Annotated in this window: 18 protein-coding genes; 4 read left to right on the forward strand and 14 right to left on the reverse strand. The window is 44.4% G+C overall.

Going from position 1 to position 20,241, the window contains the following annotated elements:
* Positions 1 to 24: 24 nt before the first annotated feature.
* The 12 genes from AB2J24_RS14540 to AB2J24_RS14595 all read right to left on the reverse strand — a co-directional run bounded on the left by AB2J24_RS14540 (position 25) and on the right by AB2J24_RS14595 (position 12,351).
* The gene (locus tag AB2J24_RS14540; RefSeq protein WP_162654662.1) at positions 25 to 816 is read right to left on the reverse strand and encodes an amino acid ABC transporter ATP-binding protein; all 792 of its coding nucleotides are present in this window, start codon (positions 814 to 816) and stop codon (positions 25 to 27) included.
* Positions 817 to 839: 23 nt separating this feature from the next.
* The gene (locus tag AB2J24_RS14545) at positions 840 to 1,967 is read right to left on the reverse strand and encodes an amino acid ABC transporter permease (RefSeq protein WP_162654663.1); all 1,128 of its coding nucleotides are present in this window, start codon (positions 1,965 to 1,967) and stop codon (positions 840 to 842) included.
* Between the two features lies 1 nt (position 1,968).
* On the reverse strand, positions 1,969 to 3,153 hold the full coding sequence (locus tag AB2J24_RS14550; protein ID WP_162654664.1) for an amino acid ABC transporter permease: 1,185 nt from the start codon (positions 3,151 to 3,153) through the stop codon (positions 1,969 to 1,971).
* 85 nt (positions 3,154 to 3,238) lie between these two features.
* Positions 3,239 to 4,258, reverse strand: a complete 1,020-nt coding sequence (locus tag AB2J24_RS14555; RefSeq protein WP_367385967.1) for an amino acid ABC transporter substrate-binding protein — start codon at positions 4,256 to 4,258, stop codon at positions 3,239 to 3,241.
* Positions 4,259 to 4,637: 379 nt separating this feature from the next.
* Positions 4,638 to 5,957, reverse strand: coding sequence for a branched-chain amino acid ABC transporter permease (locus AB2J24_RS14560; protein ID WP_367385968.1), 1,320 nt, complete (start codon positions 5,955 to 5,957; stop codon positions 4,638 to 4,640).
* Entirely contained in the window at positions 5,954 to 6,967 is a 1,014-nt protein-coding gene (locus AB2J24_RS14565) for a branched-chain amino acid ABC transporter permease (protein WP_367385969.1), read from the reverse strand. Before AB2J24_RS14565 ends, AB2J24_RS14560 begins: the two co-directional genes overlap by 4 nt.
* Before the next feature lie 4 nt (positions 6,968 to 6,971).
* Positions 6,972 to 7,676, reverse strand: coding sequence for an ABC transporter ATP-binding protein (locus AB2J24_RS14570; RefSeq protein WP_162654666.1), 705 nt, complete (start codon positions 7,674 to 7,676; stop codon positions 6,972 to 6,974).
* Positions 7,673 to 8,488 (reverse strand): ABC transporter ATP-binding protein, encoded by an 816-nt coding sequence (locus AB2J24_RS14575; protein ID WP_367385970.1) that lies wholly within the window; start codon positions 8,486 to 8,488, stop codon positions 7,673 to 7,675. The genes AB2J24_RS14570 and AB2J24_RS14575 overlap by 4 nt, the downstream gene beginning before the upstream one ends.
* A 71-nt stretch (positions 8,489 to 8,559) precedes the next feature.
* Positions 8,560 to 9,753, reverse strand: a complete 1,194-nt coding sequence (locus AB2J24_RS14580; protein ID WP_162654668.1) for an ABC transporter substrate-binding protein — start codon at positions 9,751 to 9,753, stop codon at positions 8,560 to 8,562.
* A 218-nt stretch (positions 9,754 to 9,971) separates the two neighbouring features.
* Positions 9,972 to 10,211 carry an Lrp/AsnC ligand binding domain-containing protein gene (locus tag AB2J24_RS14585; RefSeq protein WP_162654899.1) on the reverse strand — a complete coding sequence of 80 codons (240 nt, stop codon included), beginning with the start codon at positions 10,209 to 10,211 and terminating at the stop codon, positions 9,972 to 9,974.
* A 108-nt stretch (positions 10,212 to 10,319) separates the two neighbouring features.
* Positions 10,320 to 11,498, reverse strand: a complete 1,179-nt coding sequence (gene kynU / locus AB2J24_RS14590; RefSeq protein ID WP_367385971.1) for a kynureninase — start codon at positions 11,496 to 11,498, stop codon at positions 10,320 to 10,322.
* A gap of 31 nt (positions 11,499 to 11,529) precedes the next feature.
* Positions 11,530 to 12,351: an alpha/beta hydrolase gene (locus AB2J24_RS14595; protein ID WP_367385972.1), complete on the reverse strand. Its 822-nt coding sequence runs from the start codon at positions 12,349 to 12,351 to the stop codon at positions 11,530 to 11,532.
* Between the two features lie 264 nt (positions 12,352 to 12,615).
* On the opposite strand from AB2J24_RS14595, the gene AB2J24_RS14600 reads away from it, so the two are divergent.
* Genes AB2J24_RS14600 through AB2J24_RS14615 form a run of 4 tightly spaced genes read left to right on the forward strand, consistent with a single transcriptional unit; the run spans position 12,616 to position 17,314 of the window.
* Positions 12,616 to 14,169, forward strand: a complete 1,554-nt coding sequence (locus tag AB2J24_RS14600) for an ABC transporter ATP-binding protein (RefSeq protein ID WP_367385973.1) — start codon at positions 12,616 to 12,618, stop codon at positions 14,167 to 14,169.
* Positions 14,166 to 15,251, forward strand: a complete 1,086-nt coding sequence (locus AB2J24_RS14605; RefSeq protein ID WP_162654671.1) for an ABC transporter permease — start codon at positions 14,166 to 14,168, stop codon at positions 15,249 to 15,251. Before AB2J24_RS14600 ends, AB2J24_RS14605 begins: the two co-directional genes overlap by 4 nt.
* Positions 15,251 to 16,195, forward strand: coding sequence for an ABC transporter permease (locus AB2J24_RS14610; RefSeq protein ID WP_367385974.1), 945 nt, complete (start codon positions 15,251 to 15,253; stop codon positions 16,193 to 16,195). The genes AB2J24_RS14605 and AB2J24_RS14610 overlap by 1 nt, the downstream gene beginning before the upstream one ends.
* A gap of 42 nt (positions 16,196 to 16,237) precedes the next feature.
* Positions 16,238 to 17,314, forward strand: coding sequence for a BMP family ABC transporter substrate-binding protein (locus AB2J24_RS14615; RefSeq protein ID WP_367386010.1), 1,077 nt, complete (start codon positions 16,238 to 16,240; stop codon positions 17,312 to 17,314).
* Positions 17,315 to 17,468: 154 nt separating this feature from the next.
* Here the strand turns inward: AB2J24_RS14615 and preA are convergent, their stop codons facing one another.
* Together preA and AB2J24_RS14625 are read right to left on the reverse strand one after the other, a co-directional pair.
* Positions 17,469 to 18,779 carry an NAD-dependent dihydropyrimidine dehydrogenase subunit PreA gene (gene preA, locus AB2J24_RS14620; protein WP_162654674.1) on the reverse strand — a complete coding sequence of 437 codons (1,311 nt, stop codon included), beginning with the start codon at positions 18,777 to 18,779 and terminating at the stop codon, positions 17,469 to 17,471.
* A gap of 24 nt (positions 18,780 to 18,803) precedes the next feature.
* Positions 18,804 to 20,135 (reverse strand): NAD(P)-dependent oxidoreductase, encoded by a 1,332-nt coding sequence (locus tag AB2J24_RS14625; RefSeq protein WP_367385975.1) that lies wholly within the window; start codon positions 20,133 to 20,135, stop codon positions 18,804 to 18,806.
* Between the last annotated feature and the right edge of the window lie 106 nt (positions 20,136 to 20,241).

The following is a 20,241-nucleotide window of genomic DNA, read 5'->3' on the forward strand; positions in this document are numbered from 1 at the left end:
GTTTTTAGATAATAAGAACAAAAATTAGTGCGAAAGAATCTGTGATAGGAACAGTTTTGTTCTGTCTGACTGTGGATTGTTGAAGAACTCTTCGGGTTCGTTGATTTCAACAATCTCGCCTCGATCCATGAAGACCACACGGTCGGCCACTTTTCGCGCAAAACCCATCTCGTGGGTTACGACAACCATCGTCATGCCAGATTCTGCCAGATCGATCATAGTGTCCAAAACCTCAGAAATCATCTCAGGATCGAGCGCTGACGTTGGTTCGTCAAACAACATGATTTTGGGGTTCATACAAAGTGAACGGGCAATAGCGACACGTTGCTGCTGACCACCCGAAAGTTGACCTGGAAACTTATCTGCCTGATCAAGGATTTTTACGCGATCCAAGTATTCCCTCGCAGCACGTTCAGCTTCAGCCTTTGGCGTTTTGCGAACCCAAATGGGTGCAAGCGTACAATTTTCCAGTACTGTAAGGTGCGGAAAAAGGTTGAAGTGTTGAAATACCATACCAACTTCACGACGGACCTCGTCGATTTTCTTAACATCATTAGTCAGGTGTGTTCCGTCGACGACGATTTTACCTTCCTGATGCTCCTCAAGTCGGTTGATGCATCTAATCATAGTTGATTTACCAGAACCCGATGGTCCGCAAACAACAATTCGCTCACCCTTTTTAACTTCGAAGTTGATCCCTTTCAAAACATGAAATTGACCATACCACTTGTTTAGATTTTCAAGGCTTACCGCCACTTCATCAGATAATTGACGTGCCACGGTTTCGTTTGCTTTTTGTGTTGATGTATTACTCATAATATTTACCCGTCAATCTTAAATTATGATTTATGTTCAGTATCGAGCTTACGCTCTAAACCGCGGCTGTAGGCTGACATTGCTGATGTAAACATGAAGAAGATCATGGCTGCAAAAACATAGGCGGTAATGTTGGATACGCCACGCCACTCGAGTGAATTGGCTGTTGACCTTGCCATATCCAAGAGATCAAGAAGGCCAATAATGTAAACCAAAGATGTATCCTTAAACAATGCAATGAACGTGTTTACAATCGAAGGAATGGACACTTTCAAGGCTTGAGGAAGGATGATCAGGAAAGTCTTTTGCCAATACCCTAATCCCAGCGCATCTGCAGCTTCTGCTTGCCCCCGTGGTAAGGATGCTAATCCACCACGAATAGCCTCTGCGGTATAAGCAGATTGGAACAAGGTGATGGCAACAAGTGCGCGAACCACTTTATCAAAGTCCATTTCTGCAGGGAAAAACAGCGGAAAGATAACGGATGCCATGAAGAGTACCGTTACCAACGGTGCACCCCGCCAGAACTCGATAAAGACAACAGATAACGCCTTGAAAATCGGAAGGTCTGATTGTCGACCTAGCGCCATTATTATACCAATCGGTAAAGCCCCGATGATGCCCGTGACCGCCAGAATTAGCGTGAGCATAAAACCACCCCACTGGCTGGTTGGTGCGACTTTTAATCCAAGCAACCCCCCATGAATTAGCAAGACACTGGCAACAGGCAGAAGGATTAGCGATGCAATTGCAACGCGACCCTTATAAGGTGTCTTTGGATATATCAGCCAAAATACAATACCTGCAAATAGTGCAAACACGACAAGTGGTCGCCAGATCTCACTTTCATTTTGGCCATAAAATGGACCATAAATAATCTGACTAAAACGCACACGAACATATGTCCAGCAAGCACCGGCCGCTTCTTCGCATAGTGTGCGATCACCCCAGGCCCAGCTTGCTTCAAAAATAGCCCAATTAAGTAGAGGTGGTATTGTACTCCAAATTATATACACGCCTATCAATGTGAGTATGATATTTAGTGGCGAAGAAAACAGGTTTTCTCGCATCCACCCAATAGGGCCTGCATTTGCAATGGGAGCAGGGCGTGGTGGTTGAAATTCAAATTCTCCAGGAACTGTTTTAAACATATTAACGCCCCACAAACTGCGAACGTTTATTATAGTAGTTCGCTGCTGCTGATGTGATCATCGACAAGATTTGGTAAACGAGGAATGTCATTCCAATGATAACCAGAGCCTGCCCTGTTTGGTTAAGTGAGATACCCGCCCAAATCGCAAATAATTCTTCAAATGCCACGGCAACGGCCAGAGACGAGTTCTTCGTTAAGTTAAGATATTGTGAAATTGTTGGAGGGATGATGATCCGCATGGCTTGTGGAATCACAACAAGATTTAAAACGTGATTTCGCTTGAGGCCCAGTGCCGACGATGCTTCGGTTTGCCCTTTTGGAACAGCCTGAATGCCTGCTCGTACATTTTCTGCGATGAAGGCTGCCGTATAAGTAGACAGTGCGAACCATAGCGAGAACAGCGGAAGCGGATATTCAACACCGCCTTTAAGATTAAATCGGCCAAGTTCTGGAAGTTCTAAACTTAGCGGGAAGCCGGAAACGATTACACCCAAAAATGCCATCACAATGATAGCTGCAAGGCTCGCCGTGAAAACCGGGAAAGTTTGTCCTGTTTCGTTTTGGCGTTTTTTGGCCCAGTTTCGTAAGTAGAATGCGCCGACAATCGCCGCAATTATGAAACCTGCGACAATCATTGTTCCGGTAGGATTATCTGAAACTACCTTTGGTAGATAAAGCCCGCGTTTGTTGATGAAGATAGAATCTGCAATTGAAATCGAATCTTTTGGTACGGGGAAGAACGGAAGGAAAATTGCGAAATTCCAAAATAGAATTTGAAGTAGTAAAGGAATATTGCGCAAAGTTTCAATATAGACCAGTGCAAACCGCGAGATGATCCAGTTTGGTGATAACCGCATAATGCCAACTGTAAAGCCAAGCAGTGTGGCGGCGATAATTCCCAAGATACTGACGAAAATTGTATTTTGAACTCCTATCCAAAATACCCGCCAATAGGTGCTTTCACCCAACTTGAACTCAAGAAAAGCAGAAAACCCTACTTTAAATGGTGCGACTTGATCGAGAAATCCAAAACCGGTCTGAATGCCAGCTCTGTTTAAATTCTCGATTGTATTACTGTAGATCCAATACAAAAATCCCGCTAGCAATGTAGCAATCAGCAATTGCGAGAAGACGGCAATTACTTTCGGATTTCTATGAAATGGAACGTGATCTGTAGGACTCACGATTACATTCCCCCAAAATATTATTATTTTTATATCTATGAAAAAGGCTCGGAACGTGGGTTCCGAGCCTTAATATTATCCCAATTTAGCGGATAGGTGGTGAATAAAGAAGACCACCGCGTGTCCAAAGGTCATTCACGCTTCCCTCACGTGCGATGCCTAGTGGAGCAACTGTGCGGTCATAAACTTCACCATAGTTACCAACTTGCTTGATGATGTTGTAAGCCCAGTCGGCTTCAAGACCCAAGTGAGCCCCCATTGTATCCTCTGTACCAAGGAAACGCTTAATGCCCGGGTTGTCAGATGAAGCTTTCATTTCATCAACATTTGCAGAAGTTAGACCAAGCTCTTCACCATTGATCAAAGCATGCATTGACCAAAGAACAATTTTATTCCACTGATCATCACCTTGACGAACGACAGGACCCAAAGGTTCTTTAGAAATTGTTTCTGGCAAAATTGTTGAACCGGCAGGATCAGCTAACTCAGAACGAATAGCTGCAAGCTGTGATTTATCTGATGTTAGAGCATCACATGCACCACCTTCATAACCCTCGCGAGTTTGAACAGACGTTTCATAACCAACTGGATCAAATGTGATACCGTTTGAACGGAAATAGTCCGCCATATTCAACTCTGTTGTTGTACCGGCTTGTACACAAATCTTTGCTCCATCAAGCTCAAGAGCGCTTGAAAGGCCTAGATCATTTTTGACCATGAAACCTTGGCCATCAATATAGTTGTAATATGTGAAATCAACACCAAGTGATGCGTCACGTGTCAACGTGTGTGTTGAGTTGCGTGAAAGTACATCGATTTCACTTGATGTAAGCGCCGCCCAACGCTCTTTTGCATTTAGCGGGCGGAATTCAACCTTGGATGCATCTCCCAATATAGCCGCTGCAACTGCACGACATACGTCGGCATCAATTCCTTGCATTAAACCAGCATCATCTGGCGCAGAAAAACCAGGCAAGCCACCACTTACACCGCAAATGAGCGAGCCGCGTTGTTTGACCTGATCTAAAGTTCCGTCTGCGTGTGCAACTCCCAAACTGGCACCAAGCATAAGCCCGGCAGTCAAAACTTTTGTTACATTTTTCATTATATTTTCCCTTAGAATTATTATTAATTTATATTAAAATTGAGGGTCTAAAAAACCTCACCCACCAATTTTTTAGAAGTGAGCTTTTACAGTAAAAATTAAAAACTATTACTTGTAAAGCAAAAGATCTAGTATATTGAGAAATGAGAGTCTAATGCTGAAAATTGGACTGCAATGCGTATTTTGCATAGGAAAATTTCAAATTTTTACGTTTTTTATGGATTTTATACAAAAATGAGGAAAAATATGCTCCTTTTGCTCATTTTTCCGATTTCAGTATAAAAAAATAATACTTCGATTACAAAAACAATACTATGATTATTAAGTATAGACGAGCATCATTTATTAAGACTGTGTTCGACTAAATGCTTGAACTTACTCAGGCTTTTCGTTCTGGAATTAATCCTCGCGGTGTGAATCGAAGAACGAGCAGAAGAATAACACCCATAGTCATAAGACGCATATGGGCAGCACTCTTTAGAAGGTGCTCGCGCAGTGGGCTATCATCTGCCATGCCAGATGTAATCGTATCCATTAACCAGAGGCCCAACGGCTCTGCTTCAACCCAGAAGAACCAGATAACAAAACCACCCAGGATAGCACCCCAGTTATTTCCGGAGCCTCCGACGATCACCATTACCCAGATAAGGAATGTGAAACGCAATGGTTGATAGGAACCAGGGGTAAACTGACCGTCCAATGTGGTGAGCATAGCGCCCGCAATCCCAATGACAGCGGATCCCAATATGAACACCTGTAAATGGCGGCCTTTAACATTTTTCCCCATAGCTTCTGCGGCAGTTTCATTGTCTCGAATTGCACGCATCATTCGGCCCCACGGTGAGCGAAGCGCTTTTTCAGCCAGATAAAGAAGTGCGAGTAGAACGACCGCAAATAAACCGGCGTAACATAGTTTTACAACTACAGATGAGAGGTCAATTATCGACATTCCCCAATCTGAAGCCAATTGCTGATAATAAGCTGATTGTTGTATATCAACTTCATAAGGAACAGGGCGCGGAAGACCCGTAACATTTTTTACACCTCGAGTTAGCCAATCTTCATTTTTCAAAAAAGCAATGATAATTTCAGAAATGCCTAAGGTGGCTATGGCCAAATAATCCGATCGTAATCCGAGTGAAATTTTTCCAACAACCCACGCAGCGGCAGCGGCAAATAACCCGCCAACAAGCCATGACAGCATAATGGGTAAGCCTAAACCTCCCAAATTACCTGTTGCAGCGGAATCAACTGCCTCGATGGCGACAGAAGCTGGGTCATAAAAACTACGAGATACAAAATAGCCAATGACGGCAACTATAAAGATAGCAATACCCCGAAGAGGGCGTTTAAGCTTGAAATATATAAATGTGATCAACGCTATTGCGACAACATATGTGAGTAGCATCAATAAGATTCCAGAGCCGCCCGCTTCCCATGCGGCAGGCACAGGTTGTGATGATACAAGCACAGCGGCAACGCCGCCAAGAGCTGCAAACCCCATAACGCCGACATTTAAAAGTCCAGCATATCCCCATTGAATATTAACCCCCAACGCCATGATCGATGAGATGAGGCAAAGGTTAAGAATAGTAAGTGCTAACGGCCAGCTTTGAGCTTGGCCAACGACGATAAATAAAACCGCCATAATGGCGAACATGGAGACGTTTCTTGTTGCGCCTTTAAAATTACTCATCATATCGATTGCCCCCTGAATATACCTGTTGGTCGGACCAGGAGGACAACGACTAGAATTGCGAATGAAACGGCAAATTTATAATCCGTGGATAGAAGTTGTACGAGACCTTCAGGTGCCCATCCTTCCGGAAGATTATAAGTTAAAAACTTACGGTAAGCGAATGTCACAGAAATTTCCGAAAAGGCAATAATAAAACCGCCGGCTATGGCACCAATTGGACTTCCAAGACCACCCACAATAGCGGCTGCAAAGATTGGCAGGAGTAGTTGTAAATATGTGAAAGGTTTGAAACTTTTGTCCAAGCCGTAAAGCGTGCCAGCAACGGTTGCTAATATAGCTGTTAGAATCCATACAATTTTTACAACATGATCTGGATTGATACCTGAAAGCAATGCCAGATCTCTGTTATCGGAATAGGCACGCATAGACTTTCCGGTTTTTGTCTTATTCAAGAACCAGAATAGGCCAGCCACGATCAAAATGGTGACAAGAATGGTTATTCCTTGCGTTGTCTTAAACGCTAATCCTTCATTCAGCCCAGTAAGTTCCTTAAATTCTCGCGCTTTGACAATGAAGCGTGTTCCGTCTGTGAATATTTGATCCCCAGGGCCGATAACAAATCGGATGAGACCATTATAGAAGAACATCACACCAAGCGATGCAATGAGAAAAATTACAGGAACTGAACGCTGCTGGCGGTAAAATTTATAAACCAGCTTATCGGTTGTGAGGCATAAAATGATCGCACCTGCTATGCCAAATGGCAGTGCCAATAATGCAGTAGGTAATATGCCAAAAGATACACCGGCGGATTTCATCGCCGCCGTTACCAAAATGGTAAGCATTGTCCCAAATGCCATGGTTTCACCATGAGCGAAATTTGAAAACCGGAGAATGCCGTAAATGAGTGTAACACCAAGTGCGCCCAAAGCGAGTTGGGACCCATATACCAACCCGGGAATAATGAGAAAGTTGGCGAGCAGGACAAGGCTGTTTAGAAAATCCATCATGGCGCTATCCTCCCAAGAAAGCGCGACGAACATCAGGATTGTTCATCAATGCTTCGCCTGTATCTGTGTATCTATTTTCGCCTTGTACTAGAACATAGCCCTTATCAGCAATATTCAAAGCTTGTTTGGCATTTTGTTCCACCATCAAAATTGCAATTCCGGTTTTAGCGATCTCAATAATCCGATCGAATAACTCATCCATTACAATAGGCGATACGCCAGCGGTCGGTTCATCAAGCATAAGTACTTTTGGTTTGGTCATCAGTGAACGTCCTACAGCAACCTGTTGACGTTGTCCGCCGGATAATTCACCCGCTGCCTGCTTTCGTTTTGCGTGCAAAATAGGAAACAATTCAAAGACTTGTTCCATGGTTTCGTTGATATCATCATTGCGGATAAATGCACCCATCTCCAAATTTTCTTCAACAGACATTGAGGTGAATACGTTGCTGGTTTGGGGAACGAATCCCATGCCGATCTTGACCCGATCTTGCGGTGAAAGTTTTGTGATATCCTCACCATCCATGAAGACGCCGCCTTTACGGAGAGAGAGCATGCCAAAAACGGCTTTCATTGCTGTGGATTTTCCTGCGCCGTTAGGTCCAACGATAACTGCGATTTCACCCTTTTCCACACCGATGGTGCAGTCGTGCAAAATATCTGCGCTGCCATATCCGCCGGTCATATTTTTGCCAATCAGAAAACTCATTTTACGGTTTCCTTTTTTGATTGAACGGGCTTTGATTGATTTGGTGTTTTGTTTTTTAGTCCAGTACCGAGATAAGCCTCAATAACTTCCTCGTTGTTTTTAACTTCTTCGGCAGTGCCCTGTGCGAGCACGCGTCCCTCTGCCATGCAGATAACAGGATCGCAGAGCCTAGAAATGAACTCCATGTCGTGCTCGATCATGCAAAATGTATAACCTTGCTCTTTGTTAAGCCGCAAAATTGCATCACCAATTGTATTGAGCAACGTCCTGTTTACCCCGGCACCGACTTCATCAAGGAAGACGATTTTTGCATCGACCATCATCGTGCGCCCAAGTTCTAGGAGCTTCTTTTGTCCACCAGACAAGTTGCCGGCAAGTTCATCGGCAACATGTGAGATTTCCAAAAACTCAATAACGTCATTTGCTTTCTGACGAACTATTTCCTCTTGTTCGCGAACTTTGGAAGGTCTGATCCATGTGTCGATCAGGTTTTCGCCTAACTGTCTATCAGGCACCATCATCAAATTTTCACGAACTGTGAGGGAAGAGAATTCATGTGCGATTTGAAAGGTACGCAAAAGACCTTTGGCAAATAATTCATGCGGTGTTAATCCGCTGATATCTTCACCATCTAAAAACACTTGTCCGGATGTGGGTTTGTAATGCCCAGCAATAATATTAAACAGCGTTGTTTTTCCAGCGCCATTTGGGCCAATAAGTCCAGTGATTGAACCGGTTTTAATTTCAAGTGATGCCCCATCGACGGCACGAAGCCCTCCGAAATGCTTGTGCAAATCGTTCACAACAATCATATGTATGACCTAATCATCTGATTGAAAAAAGCAGCCCAACCGAGAGGCAGGGCTGCAATTATCTTTTAAAACTAGCGGAAATTTGTGACGGTTACTTTTTCGTCATCAATGAGAATTTGTTGGTAAGTACCAGCAGATTCTCCAGCACCGATCAATTCGACAGCACTTGCGCCGACATAATCAACGTCACCACCAGCAGCTAGAATTTCTAGTGCCTTGCCGAGTTCGCCAGGAAGAATTTTTTCGCCTGGAGCATTTGCTACATCCATGATCTTACCTTTAACATCGGCAGATTTTGAAGAATTTGCAGCTTGCATTGCTAGCATTAGAAGCGCAGCAGCATCATATGATTCTGCTGAATATGCATCTGATTTAATGCCAGCTTTGTCAGCCATTGCATTAAATATTTCATTACCCTTGCTTTCAGAACCTGGTTTTGTTCCAAATGAGCCGTTAAGGTCCGCGCCGATTGCAGCAGGAAGTGAATCGCCTATCATACCATCGGGTAAAGCAAACATGTCAAAAGCACCTGAATCAAGTGCACCTTGGATAACGCCCTTACCACCTTGGTCAAGATAACCAGCAACGACCAGAGCATCACCACCAGCTTGCGCTAACGCTGCAACTTCAGCTGAGTAGTCGCCTTTACCATCTTCATGAGCTGCAGAGATAGTAACTTTACCACCTATTGCTTCGAAGCTTGATTGAATGGCATCAGCAAGACCTTTACCATAATCGTTGTTTGTATATGTCAACGCAGCAGATTTTATGCCTTTTTCCATCATGATTTCGGCAAGAACTTCGCCTTGACGTGCATCAGATGGAGCTGTGCGGAAGAAAAGCCCATCATCTTCTGCTGTTGTTAAAGCAGGAGAGGTTGCTGATGGTGAAATCATCACGATACCATTTGCACGTGCAACATTTTGCAACACTGCGCCAGTAACACCAGAACAGTCAGCACCCATGATGACTGACACTTTATCAGATGTAACCAAACGTTCTGCCGCTGCAGTAGCTGCAGCTGAATCGATACATGTCGCATCAGCGCGAACAGATTCAACTTGTTTGCCGCCAAGAAGCTTTCCGCTTTCATTGACTTCTTTCATAGCAAGTTCAGCACTGCCGCCCATGCCAGGTGTTAGAGATTCAATTGGACCAGTAAAGCTAAGAAGTACACCAATTTTAATAGGACCGTGGTCATCTGCTAGAACTGGTGATGTTAGAAGAGCTGCCGCTGCAGCCGTTGCAAGAAGTAGTTTTTTCATATTTGTCTCCCGTAAAAAACTAATCGTGGAAATACATATTTATGTATCGTGCAAGGTATTTATTGTTTTTGCCCTGCATTAATGAAGCACTCTAGTCACCTAAAGCGAGTTTTGCGAGTCTTTTTCACAACTCGTAAGGTCGTTTTTTTTAAATGGTTAAGTTGTGGATGAATCCATCTGCTTTTGAACTATGAGGGGCTGCTAAAATTGGACAAGAACTAGCAAAAAGCTTTGAAAGTTAGTGTCGTAAGTGTTCGTTCTACGCCTTCAATAGAACCAACATGATCATTCAAAAAAATACCTACATCGGCATTGTCAGGTGGGTAAATCTTTGCCATCAAGTCCCATTCTCCGCTGGTGGAGAAAAGTTCTGAACAAATTTCCATTTCATAGAGTGCATCAGCAACTTTATATGTTGAGCCCGGTTTGCATCTAATTTGAACGAAAACAACGTTCATCAACCCTTCAGTACCCATTATTTTTCCTTCCAGCGGTCGGTTTCCAAATATTGAACCGCCTTTTCTATTGATATTTGAGTTGCATTTAACACCGCCGGTCTTCTTGGCTCAAGTGACAGCTGCTCGTTTTTTAAACTTTGGTTGATCCCAGATCTTGTTGGTCATGATGTTTTCTAGAATGTTGGCAGCTCCCAACACATCGTCGGCATCATTATAAAGAGGAGCGAAACCGAACCGAATTATATCTGGTGCGCGAAAGTCACCTATGACACCCTCATTGATTAACGCCTGCATTACAGCGTATCCGTGTTCGAATGTAAAAGAGATTTGTGAACCTCGAGTTGAAGGATTGCGTGGGCTAGCAAGTTTTAACTGCGGGCAGCGTTCTTCCACTTCCTTGATGAACAACTCAGAAAGCTCAATAGATTTGGTTCGGATATCTTCAATGGATATGTCATCCCAAATATCCAATGCTGCCTCAAGTACAGCTAGTTGAATTATCGGAGGCGTTCCCACGCGCATTCGTTCATTACCTTTTGCAGGCCGATAATCTCTATCAAATTCAAATGGCGCTTCATGACCTAGCCATCCACTTAACGCTGGTTCGATCAGGTCTGCGATATCTGGCCGAGAATAGATGAAGGCGGGGGCACCTGGTCCGCCATTAAGGTACTTATAAGTGCAACCAACGGCAAACTCGGCGTTGCTTTGGGCCATATTTACAGGCACAGCGCCAGCCGAATGAGCTAAATCCCAGATGACAACAGTACCGACATCATGTGCCGCTTGAGTGAGTTGGTTCATGTCATGCATTCGGCCTGTTCGATAATCTACTTGTGTAAGCATCAGGACGGCTATTTCATCAGTGATGTTGCTTATGACATCTTCTGGCGCCACTATACGTAATTCGTGTCCTTTGTCGAGGGTTTTAAGCAGGCCATCGGCCATGTAAAGGTCTGTTGGAAAATTACCGCTATCGGATAAAACAACTTTACGATTGGCAGACATATTCAACGCCGCTGCAAGTGCTTGATAAACTTTGATAGAAAGTGTGTCACCCAAAACTATACTGCCTTGGGCGCAACCTAGAAGTAAACCTAGTTTGTCGCCTAACTTTCTTGGTTGATCCATCCAACCGGCTTCGTTCCAGCCTTTTATGAGCATCTCACCCCATTCATTATGGATGGTTTTACTTAACCGTTCAGAAGCAGTTTTTGGCAATGGACCAAGCGAATTGCCATCAAGATAGATTGTGTCCTCGGGGAGGTGGAATGCTTCTTTCTTCAAATTGTGCTCCTGTTTGAACAAGTCTACTTATTCAAATGTCATTAAGTATTGTTTTCATCAAAATGGAATTTTGATCTTCTAGTCCATTGATAACCGAAAAATGATGCTTATCAGGTTCTTCGATGATTTGCGTGTTTGCACCCAGTCCATGCCACATGTCGGCGAGCAACCTATTTTGGCGCAAAAATTCTGAACGTTCATTTGCGCCAACCCAAGCGGTCAACCGAGTATTTGGTATAGGCTGTTGCAGCACAGGACTTAGTGCGCTGGCTGTTTGCCAGTCCAGTCGTAATGCGTCGTTGATCTTGGTTTTAAGAAGGGGTCGAAGATCACAAAGGCCTGATATGGGTACGACGTGTTTTATGCGTTCGCAGACTGTATGATCCAACCGGGTGTTGGTTGTGCACATCGTTGCAACAAGATGGCCGCCAGCAGAATGACCGGTCAAAATAATAGGTCCTGGAATTGTTTTTGCTACATGGTTTATGGACGTTGCAACCATTGTGATAATGTTATCGATACTGACTTTGGGGCACAGATCATACGCCGGTATGACTGCAGCCCAACCAGCATCGACTGCACCTTTAGCTAAATGCGACCATGTTGATTTATCTGTAACTTGCCAATAGCCGCCATGTACAAAGACAAATATACCTTTTGGCTTATCGTTCGGCCAAAATATATCGTAACGTGATGCTCCACTGTCATTGGTTGTAATGTTTAAATCGGACTTTGCGAGGTTGCGAAATGCTTTTGCGTTTTTAACCCAAGCCTCGGCAATTTCTGTGCTTCCAACAATATGGCCTCGATTCTCATATGCATTGTCCCAATCTCGAGTTTCAAAGCCTGCCATTTTAATCCTCATATCGCGTTGAGAGCGAATGTACTTGTAATATTTATTGAATGAAACCCTCTTAAACGCCAAGTTTTACTCAGATATGCTTTTCTATGCATCCATTTGAAGGTTCTTATACATATTGATGAAAGTCTGATCTTATCATGACTAAACTTTCATAATTTAGGTAAATCTGCTTGTGGACAAGCTTGAAGCCATTGTCGTCGGAGACGGACTTCGATACACTTAATTTCATGTTGAATTGGGTTTGGGTGGAGCAGTTTGAACATTGTAAGTGACGAAAATCTTTTAGAAATTAGCGGTCTGACAAAGACTTATCCAGGCGTTAAAGCTAATGATGATGTGAGTTTTGATATTGGTGTTGGGGAGATTCACGCTCTTTTGGGTGAAAATGGTGCCGGTAAATCTACTCTTGTCAAAATGATATACGGACTGGTTAAACCTGATGCTGGAAAGATGCAGCTTTTAGGTCAGACCTATGCGCCTAGTGAACCAAGGGCCGCTCGCGCGTCAGGCGTTGCGATGGTGTTTCAGCATTTTTCGCTTTTCGAAGCGCTGGATGTCGCCGAAAATATTGCGCTTGGAATGGAAAACCCACCAAAGATGCAGGATTTAGCAGCGCAAATTCGAGATGTTTCAGAAAGCTATGGACTGCCGCTTGATCCGGCGCAACTTGTGGGTGATCTGTCTGCTGGTGAACGCCAACGTGTTGAGATCATTCGTTGTCTCTTGCAGAACCCTAAGCTGCTTATTATGGATGAGCCGACGAGTGTACTCACGCCGCAAGAAGTTGAGATCCTGTTTCACACACTGGAGAAGTTACGTAGTGAAGGGCGGTCAATTTTGTACATTTCTCACAAACTCGAAGAGATACGTACTCTATGTGATACGGCTACGATTTTGCGACATGGCAAAAAGGTTGCAACATGCAATCCACGTGTTGAGACAGCCCGCGCTATGGCCGAGATGATGGTTGATGCAACGCTTCATGTTCCTGAAAAGAAGCAGCGAAATGTTGGCGATGTGGTTCTTAAGATTGACAATCTTAGTTTGCCTGCGCTTAGTATGTTTGGAACATCACTTAAAGACATAAATATTTCAATTCGTACGGGCGAAGTTTTGGGTATTGGCGGCGTAGCTGGTAACGGTCAGGATGAGTTAACGTCGGTGGTATCTGGTGAAATCAAAAGTCCAGACCATGAAATCAAACTGCATGATAAGCCTATTGGGAAACTAGGGCCGAACCAACGTCGTGAACTAGGAATACTTGCAGCTCCAGAAGAACGTTTAGGGCATTCCGCTTCGCCGAACATGTCTTTGACGGAGAACGCTTTGTTAAGCGCATCAAGACGTAAAGCATTAGAAAGTAATGGATTTATAAATTGGCGGCAAACAAGTGACTTTGCCAAAGAGATTATAAAATCATTTGATGTTCGCACACCGTCTGAAAATACTGCCGCACGAGCTTTGTCCGGTGGTAATTTGCAAAAATTTGTAGTCGGGCGGGAAATTCTGCAAGATCCTGAGGTGCTTATTGTTAATCAACCGACTTGGGGTGTTGATGCCGCCGCAGCTGCAACAATTCGGCAGGCCCTACTAGATCTTGCTGATCAGGGCGCCGCTGTTATTGTAATATCCCAAGACCTTGATGAGTTGTTAGAAATTTCAGACTGGTTTGCGGCGCTTAATTCTGGAGAATTATCTAAGCCGGTGGAAACGACATCACTGAGTTTGGAAAAAATTGGTCTTATGATGGGTGGCGCGCAAAGTTCTGACCAACCTGCTTTATCAGAACTAGCGGAGCCTGCTGTATGATTATTCTTGAAAAACGACCACAGCCGTCGAAATTCTGGACTGTTACAACACCCTTACTTGCGGTTATTGCAACTATGATCGCAGGAAGCATTATGTTTGCGATTTTAGGTAAAGACCCATTTGAAGCAATCCGGACGATTTTTTGGGACCCGCTATTCAGTGAGCAGTTTGCTGCATTTTCACGTCCGCAATTGTTGGTCAAGGCAGCCCCTCTTATTTTAATCGCGATAGGCCTATCAATCGGCTTTAAAGCTGGTGTTTGGAATATTGGTGCTGAAGGGCAGTATATTATTGGCGCTATCTGTGGTGCAGCGGTTGGGCTCGCATTCTATCCAACGGAAAGTGTTTTTATCTTCCCGCTCATGGTCATTGCAGGTGCTGTTGGTGGTTTTTTATGGGGAATGATCCCAGGATTTTTACGAGTTAAATATCACACGAATGAGATACTGGTATCGTTGCTTTTAGTTTATGTAGCCGAATTCATTTTAGCGTCTGTATCATTGGGTGCTCTAAGAAACCCGGATGGCGCTGGTTTTCCAGGTTCCCGAAATTTGAAAGAATATGCATCCGCTTATAATCCTGAACTTATTGCAGGAACTGGTATGCATTGGGGTGTTGTTGCCGCGTTGATTGCTGTCATCTTTGCATATGTTCTATTTGCGCGTCACATGATGGGATTTCAAATTCGTCTTGCAGGAGAAGCACCAAAAGCTGCTAAATTTGCCGGAGTTTCTCCCGGGGTATTGGTCTTATTTTGCCTCGGCACATCAGGTGCGCTTGCTGGTCTTGCAGGTTTGTTTGAAGTATCAGGCCCTGCCGGCCAAATTAATATTGATTTTAATGTTGGTTATGGATTTACTGCCATCATCGTTGCGTTTTTGGGGAGGCTACATCCTATTGGTATTTTGCTGGCCGGATTGTTAATGGCGTTGACTTATATTGGCGGTGAGCTTGCGAGCTTCATGCTCAATGTGCCAAGCGCAGCTATTCAAGCATTCCAAGGTATGTTGCTATTCTTTCTTCTCGCAGTTGACGTTTTGACGAATTATCGGTTTCGAATTAGTACGCGGGGAGTAGCATAATGGATCTATCAGCAATTTCTCCCAGTCTTCTCATTGCTTCTTTAATGGTGGCTGCAACACCCATTATTCTTGCGGCTCTCGGCGAACTTGTTGTTGAGCGTGCAGGTGTTCTTAATTTGGGTGTTGAAGGTATGATGATCCTTGGTGCTATCTGTGGTTTTGCAGTTGCGGTTGAAACAGGATCGCCTTCTTTAGGTTTTGTTGCCGGTGCAGTTGGTGCGGCTGCTTTATCGCTCATTTTTGCATTTTTAACGCAATATTTGTTGTCTAATCAGGTTGCTACTGGTTTGGCGCTTACGCTTTTCGGCCTTGGTTTTTCTTCTCTCATTGGACAAGGGTATGTTGGAATTCGGCCGCCTGCTGTATCAAAACTTGATCTTGGACCACTTACGGATATTCCTATCCTGGGGTCCATGTTTTTTAACCATGACTTGATGGTTTATCTTACACTTGGTCTTTGTTTTGCAATTTGGGCGATGCTTAAATACTCACGTATTGGCTTGATATTACGTGCCGTCGGAGAAAATCATGATGCTGCACACGCTCTTGGGTATAAGGTTATTCGCGTTCGCGTTCTTGCCATATTATTTGGCGGCGGATGTGCGGGTTTAGGTGGTGCATATCTCAGCCTTGTTCGTGTTCCGCAATGGACGGAAGGCATGACAGCAGGCGCTGGATGGATTGCACTTGCCATTGTGGTTTTTGGTTCATGGCGCCCGTTACGTGTTTTACTTGGCGCATATATATTTGGTGGCGTTACTGTTTTGCAGCTTAATTTACAGGCAGCGGGTCTCGCCGTTCCTGTTGAATATTTGTCGATGTCGCCGTATCTGATTACTATAATCGTGTTGGTCATCATGTCGGCACCCAGAAAACGAGGCCAAGGTCGTGCCTCACTCACAGCGCCCGCTTGTTTGGGCCGCCCTTTCCATGCTTCACATTAAGCATTGAATATAAAAAGAAAAACCAAGGAGAAAACAACGATGATAAAACGTAGATCCGTCCTTTTAGGAACCGTTGCTGCGATGGCACTGTCCATGTCAGCAACATTTGCTATGGATAAAACTAAAGTAGGGTTTGTATATGTTGGACCTGTTGGCGACGGCGGCTGGACTTATGAGCATGATCAGGGCCGTAAGGCTGTTGAAGCTGAATTTGGTGATAAAGTAGAAACAGTGTTTCAAGAAAATGTTCCAGAAGGGGCAGACGCTGAGCGTGTGATTACGCAGATGGCGCTTTCAGGCGCAAAGCTTATTTTCACAACATCCTTTGGTTATATGGATCCAACAATTGCAGTTGCGGCCAAATTTCCTGATGTAAAATTTGAACATGCAACTGGTTATAAGCGTGCAGACAATGTTTCAACTTATTCAGCGCGTTTTTATGAAGGCCGTGCTATCCAGGGTCACATTGCTGGTAAGATGACTAAATCCAACAAAGTTGGTTACATCGCATCTTTCCCAATTCCAGAAGTTATCCGTGGAATTAACTCTGCATACATTCATGCCAAAAAAGTAAACCCTGCGGTCGAATTCTCAGTTGTTTGGGCTTACACTTGGTTTGACCCTGCAAAAGAAGCTGACGCTGCAACCGCGCTGATTGAGCAAGGTGCCGATGTTATTCTTCAGCATACAGATTCAACTGCGCCACAAGCGGCGGCCCAAAAAGCCGGCAATGTTGCAACATTTGGTCAGGCATCTGATATGGCTGAATATGCGCCTTATCCGCGTGTGTCATCAATCATTGATAATTGGTCACCATACTACATCGCTCGTGTAAAAGCGGTTATGGATGGTACCTGGGAAAGCAAAGACACATGGGATGGTATTGCACCAGGCATGGTAGGAATAGGCGAGATCTCAGATAAAGTTCCTGCTGATGTTAAGGCTGAAGCTCTCGCGCTAAAAGCATCAATAGCCAGCGGTGAATATAATCCATTTACTGGTCCATTGAAGAAACAAGACGGTTCTGATTGGCTTGCAGAAGGCGAGACCGCTGATGATGGTACTTTAGCTGGAATGAATTTCTATGTTGAAGGTATTACTGGCGATATTCCTCAGTAAGTATCAACCCCTTATTCTATTAAATGCGCCGGAGATTTTCGGCGCATTTTTTGTTTGGGGGAACTTTATTAAAATAATAATTTTCAATATGTTGAGCATGAAAAAGGCAGCCTGAAGGCTGCCTTGCGAAAACCACGGGAAAGGTTTTCAAGTGTTATTCCGCAGGTTCCAAATTTGCCATTGGATTATTCGGATGTGTCGTCCAGTTTGCATATTTATCTTCTACGACCTTGCCAGTACGCGGATCCGTCTGACCTGCTTGCATCTCATCCATTGAGATACAGCCTTCGACTGGGCAGACATTCACACATAGATTACAAGCAACACATTCGGCATCAATGACTTCAAATTTGCGATCATCGCTCATGGAAATTGCTTGATGTGATGTATCTTCACATGCTGCAAAACAACGACCACAACTGATGCAAAGATCTTGATCAATTTTTGCTTTTGCAACATAGTTAAGGTCTAAATGCTGCCAATCAGTGACGTTTGGCGTAGCCAGATTTCGAAAATCTTCAATTGAAGAATATCCCTTTTCATCCATCCAATCACTTAATCCGGATTTCATTTCTTCAACGATTTTGAAACCATAAGTCATTGCGGCGGTACAAACCTGTACATTGCCGCAACCAAGAGCAATGTATTCTGCCGCATCACGCCAGGTAGTGATGCCACCGATTCCTGAAATTGGCAATCCAGCGGTTGCCGGGTCGCGTGATATTTCAGCCACCATGTTCAATGCAATTGGTTTGACCGCTGGGCCACAATAGCCACCGTGTGAGCCTTTGCCGCCAATAGTTGGCTGCGGTGCAAAACTATCGAGATCAACACCAATAACTGAATTAATCGTGTTGATAAGACTTACGGCATCAGCACCACCATTTTTGGCCGCCTGTGCGGGGTATCTGATATCGGTGATATTTGGTGTCAATTTCACGATAACCGGCAATTTTGTGTATTGCTTACACCAGCGTGCCACCATCTCAATATATTCTGGTACCTGACCAACAGCAGATCCCATACCGCGCTCTGCCATTCCGTGTGGGCAACCAAAATTTAGCTCCACGCCATCACAGCCAGTTTCTTCAACAAGTGGTAATATAGCCTTCCATGCTTCCTCTTCACATGGCACCATTATGGATGCAATCAGCGCATGATCAGGATAATCTTCCTTAACGCGCTTCATTTCTTCAAGATTTGTAAATAAGTCACGATCGGTAATGAGTTCGATATTGTTAAGACCAAGCAGACGACGATCAGCGCCGTAAATAGCACCGTAACGTGGGCCATTGACGTTGACGACGGGCGGTCCTTCGGCACCCAGTGTTTTCCAAACAACACCACCCCAGCCTGCATCAAACGCCCTCCGGACATTATACTCTTTGTCTGTCGGTGGAGCTGATGCCAGCCAAAATGGATTTGGAGACTTAATGCCAATAAAATTAGTTGTGAGGTCTGCCATGATAATTTCTCCTATACGCTCAGGTTATGCGCTAAGCGCTTTGTGAATGTCTTCAGCTGCGAGTTTGCCATCTTCAACAGAGACAACAGTGAGATCTTCGCCACCAGCTACACAATCACCGCCAGCCCAGACTTTTGATTTGTTGGTCTTGCGATTTTCATCAACTGCAATGCGGCCTTTTTCAACTGTTATGCCAGATGATGTGATAAGCTCTGTCGCTGGTGTTTGGCCAATAGCTTTAAACACCTGATCGGCCTCCACTGTAACAGTTTCGCCAGTTCCAGACAAAGAACCGCCAGATGCAGATGTATATTCCATAGTAATTGCTGAAATCGCACCATTTTTCACTTCCAGCGCGTTTGGCTGCAGCCAGTGGCGGATAGTAACACCATTTGTTTGAGCAACTTCTTGCTCGTACTCAGATGCGTTCATATTTTCAACGCCGCGACGATAGAAAATTGTCACATTCTCGGCTCCAAGAAGCTTTACTTGCGTCGCTACATCAATTGCGGTCATGCCACCGCCGATAACAACAACATTCCTGCCAACCTCTAACGTAGACAAATCGTCGGCTTGGCGAAGTTGGGAAATGTAATCGACCGCATCAATGCAGCCATTTGTATCTTCACCGTCAAGACCCAATCCATTTACGCCAGGTAACCCCATACCCAAGAATACGGCATCATAATCTGACTCTAGTGCATCAAGGGAAATATCTTTTCCTAGACTAACACCGTTTTTGACCTCAATACCGCCAATATCAAGAATGAACTCAACTTCTTTAGCTGCAAATTGATCGGTTGATTTGTAAGCTGCGATACCATACTCGTTCAACCCGCCAGCTTTCTCTCGCGCTTCAAAAATTGTAACGGCATGACCATGCATTGCAAGTCTGTGCGCGCAGGATAGGCCAGCAGGACCTGCACCAACAACAGCAACTTTCTTGCCAGTGCTTGCTGCCCGTGTGAACGGGTGCGCATCCGTTGTTTTCATCAGGTGATCGGTCGCATAACGTTGAAGCTGGCCAATTTTAACGGGCTTGCCTTCTGCTACTTCTCGAACACAAACTTCTTCACACAATGTTTCCGTAGGGCAAACTCGAGCGCACATGCCGCCCATGATGTTTGATTGGAGAATTGTTTTTGCAGATCCAGCAGGATTATCTACTGAAATTTGACGAATGAACATTGGAATATCAATGCTGGTTGGGCATGCCGTCATGCATGGTGCATCATAGCAAAAATAACATCGATCTGCTTCAACTAAAGCTTCATGTTGGGTCATGGGAGCATGAAGGTCGTCAAAATTATCTGCCAGTTTCTCGGAGTTTAGCCGGGCTGTTTTGATATCTGCCATGGTGAATTCTTTCTAAGTTTGGGCTTTCTAAATTTAGAAAGCAAAATCCCGTTTGCGAACTTTCAGCGAAAGATCACATTGCCATTCATCGAAAACTTAGGTCCGA

Source organism: Lentilitoribacter sp. EG35 (genome assembly GCF_040784015.1).
Taxonomy (GTDB): domain Bacteria; phylum Pseudomonadota; class Alphaproteobacteria; order Rhizobiales; family Rhizobiaceae; genus Lentilitoribacter.

Coding starts and splice junctions, on each gene's coding strand:
- AB2J24_RS14610 (WP_367385974.1), top strand. CDS start 15,251: ATGGATCTATCAGCAATTTCTCCCAGTCTTCTCATTGCTTCTTTAATG.
- AB2J24_RS14585 (WP_162654899.1), bottom strand. CDS start 10,211: ATGAACGTTGTTTTCGTTCAAATTAGATGCAAACCGGGCTCAACATAT.
- AB2J24_RS14555 (WP_367385967.1), bottom strand. CDS start 4,258: ATGAAAAATGTAACAAAAGTTTTGACTGCCGGGCTTATGCTTGGTGCC.
- preA (WP_162654674.1), bottom strand. CDS start 18,779: ATGGCAGACCTCACAACTAATTTTATTGGCATTAAGTCTCCAAATCCA.
- AB2J24_RS14540 (WP_162654662.1), bottom strand. CDS start 816: ATGAGTAATACATCAACACAAAAAGCAAACGAAACCGTGGCACGTCAA.
- AB2J24_RS14595 (WP_367385972.1), bottom strand. CDS start 12,351: ATGGCAGGCTTTGAAACTCGAGATTGGGACAATGCATATGAGAATCGA.
- AB2J24_RS14575 (WP_367385970.1), bottom strand. CDS start 8,488: ATGATTGTTGTGAACGATTTGCACAAGCATTTCGGAGGGCTTCGTGCC.
- AB2J24_RS14570 (WP_162654666.1), bottom strand. CDS start 7,676: ATGAGTTTTCTGATTGGCAAAAATATGACCGGCGGATATGGCAGCGCA.
- AB2J24_RS14605 (WP_162654671.1), top strand. CDS start 14,166: ATGATTATTCTTGAAAAACGACCACAGCCGTCGAAATTCTGGACTGTT.
- AB2J24_RS14545 (WP_162654663.1), bottom strand. CDS start 1,967: ATGTTTAAAACAGTTCCTGGAGAATTTGAATTTCAACCACCACGCCCT.
- AB2J24_RS14625 (WP_367385975.1), bottom strand. CDS start 20,135: ATGGCAGATATCAAAACAGCCCGGCTAAACTCCGAGAAACTGGCAGAT.
- AB2J24_RS14560 (WP_367385968.1), bottom strand. CDS start 5,957: ATGATGAGTAATTTTAAAGGCGCAACAAGAAACGTCTCCATGTTCGCC.
- AB2J24_RS14565 (WP_367385969.1), bottom strand. CDS start 6,967: ATGATGGATTTTCTAAACAGCCTTGTCCTGCTCGCCAACTTTCTCATT.
- AB2J24_RS14580 (WP_162654668.1), bottom strand. CDS start 9,753: ATGAAAAAACTACTTCTTGCAACGGCTGCAGCGGCAGCTCTTCTAACA.